General features: G+C 63.1%; 3 protein-coding genes and 1 pseudogene. 1 reads left to right on the top strand and 3 read right to left on the bottom strand.

Features of this window, described 5'->3' with window-relative positions; translation table 11 throughout:
* Positions 1-382: 382 nt before the first annotated feature.
* Positions 383-763, bottom strand: coding sequence for a hypothetical protein (locus KIH27_RS01680; protein ID WP_250149439.1), 381 nt, complete (start codon positions 761-763; stop codon positions 383-385).
* A 220-nt stretch (positions 764-983) separates the two neighbouring features.
* Between KIH27_RS01680 and KIH27_RS01675 the strand changes: the two genes are divergently transcribed.
* Entirely contained in the window at positions 984-1,337 is a 354-nt protein-coding gene (locus tag KIH27_RS01675) for a hypothetical protein (protein WP_214091187.1), read from the top strand.
* On the opposite strand, the gene KIH27_RS23255 is transcribed toward KIH27_RS01675, so the two are convergent.
* Both KIH27_RS23255 and KIH27_RS01665 read right to left on the bottom strand, forming a co-directional pair.
* Positions 1,327-1,617, bottom strand: a complete 291-nt coding sequence (locus tag KIH27_RS23255; RefSeq protein ID WP_214091186.1) for a hypothetical protein — start codon at positions 1,615-1,617, stop codon at positions 1,327-1,329. The genes KIH27_RS01675 and KIH27_RS23255 overlap by 11 nt on opposite strands.
* Before the next feature lie 138 nt (positions 1,618-1,755).
* A pseudogene (locus KIH27_RS01665) lies at positions 1,756-2,205 on the bottom strand (transposase); the annotation flags it as partial.
* Positions 2,206-2,251: the final 46 nt, after the last annotated feature.

Here is a 2,251-nt window from a genome sequence, read left to right as displayed (position 1 = left end):
CGCGATCAAGCGACCTCCTGCAATACGCCACAGGGCCTGGCACTGCCGGGATTGGTCGACGTTTTCATCTGGATCTCCTCTGCGGCGCACGATTGTGGCAGGGGATCTGGACGCGTTCCCGAAATGGACTCTTCGCGTTCCAAGGCCCAATGCCAAGAGCGGCCTGGTCAGCGTCGATGGGGTTTTCAACACGTCCCCGGGGGCGGGGGACCTGTAGGAATAGGTGTTGAAAACTCTAGTCGATCGGCGCGGGAGTTCGCCGCTCGGTCGGGCTGGTGTTCGGCGGCGTGTTGTGATGGTGCTGGCGATGCGTGTGAGTTCGCCGTGCTTCACGGGACGGGTGGGACTGACCGGAGGGCAGACTGGTCCGGTGTGGCGCGTGTCAGACGGTGGCGGGTTGGGCTTGTCGTTGGTGGATGTAGTGGGCAATTGCGTTGCGGCCGAGGGCGAATCCGATCATGACGGCGTGTTGTCGGGTGGCGGTGTGTGCGGTCATGCGGCCGCCGTAGAGGGTGCGGTCGAGGGTGTTGTTGAGGGATTCGGCGTCTTCGCGCCAGCCGTAGCAGCGGTCGTAGAGACTGTCGCCTTCATCGGTTTTGGTGTGCGAGCGCAGGTGCTCGGTGCGGTTGTAGCCCTTGGCGGTGTCGTCGTCGGTGGTGTCGAGTCGCTGGGTCTGCACGGTGCCGCAGGTGGTGGCGAAGTCGATGTACCAGCGGTGGGTGCCGCGTTTGTTGCGGCGGTCGTAGACCTTGGCGATGGGCAACGGTTGTAGGTGGGTTTCGCCGGTGTCGAGGATCGTGCGCTCGTGCAGTCGGCCTTGGTCGGTCCAGACGTGGTGGGTGTCGCCGCAGCCGCAGTCGATGGTGGCTAGTGGGGTCAGTTTTCACGTGCCGTCGACAATGGTCAGGCGCCAGCCATAGCAGTGGTCAGGAAATTGGCGTGATTGGATGTATTGCACGAGTTTTGTGTGGGCGGGAGGGACAGTGGCTGGCTCGGAGTGGTTCTCGCGGACCGAGGATGAGAACGCGATAGAAGACGTTGCCCACCGGTTCGCCGAAGCGGTGGACACCCAGGATCAAGCGGTCTTCCTGTCGACGCTCTGCGCCGAGGAATACGAGCAGTTCACCGATGCTGAGAGCTTTGACCCATCTGATCCGGGGCCGGCGGTGAACGTCAGCCCGGAACCGTTCGAGGTCACGAACGTCACGGTGAAAGGCGATGTGGCACAGGTTGAATTCCGGCGACCGACGTCCGGCCACTCCGGTTCGCTCTACCTGCGCAAGGAATCGGGGGCGTGGAAGATGTGCGACCCGGCCAGAGAGCAGTTCAATAGGTAGGCCCGGTCGGTTGTCGAAGCCGCTGGAGGCTGCGGAGAATCCGGCGCTCGACCGGAGTCGTGGTCACGGTGGTCGATACCATGCCCCCGTCCGCGGATTGCGACGAATTCGTCGGCACCCCGTGGCGCATGTGCATCCCGACGAGACTGGAGAAGATCTGATGCACAAGTTCCGTCAGGCTGTCGAGGCTCGTGACATGGATGCCGCAATCGCGTTGCTCGCCGACGCCGTGGTGTTCCGCAGCCCGATCGCGCACCAGCCCTATGGAAGCGCTGATCAAAAGGCGATTCTGAGCGGGATGGTCCTTGAAGTGGTCCGTGTACGGCTGTGGTGCAGCGCTACCACGGTGATTCTTGCTGGCCCCGTGTCCCGGTTGGAGGCCGTCGGGGCCGGCTTTGGGCAGGCTTGCGCCTGGCCGTCACCCCGTCAGGGCGACGGCACGAGCCCGCATCAGCCAGTTCGCTGAGGTGAACAACATGTGTAAGTGGTTGAGGTTCTTCGCGATTCCGCGATAGCGGGTCTTGGTGAACCCGAAGTCGCGCTTGACGATCAAGAACGGATGCTCGACCTTGGCACGCACTGACGCCTTGCGGGTCTCAGTTGCCCGATCATGAGGATGCATAGTCTTGAGCACGGTCTTGCGGGCAGCCACCCGCCACGCGATCTTCGACTTGTGCTCATCCTGGGCGATCTCGGGACGCTTGTGCGCGCCCTGGTAGCCCGAATCGGTGTAGACCACCTCGTCGTCATCACGCACCAGATTGACCGCCTCATCGAGGTCATGGACATTCGCCGCAGTGGCGGTCACCGTGTGGACATACCCGGTGCCGGCATCAACCCCGATGTGGCCCTTCATGCCGAAGTACCACTGGTTGCCCTGAGGGGGACCCGGTTACTGGTCCAGTCGCTATGCG

Origin of the sequence: Mycolicibacter acidiphilus (assembly GCF_018455725.1) — a bacterium.
GTDB lineage: Bacteria > Actinomycetota > Actinomycetes > Mycobacteriales > Mycobacteriaceae > Mycobacterium > Mycobacterium acidiphilum.
This window is presented reverse-complemented; position numbering and strand designations above follow the sequence as displayed.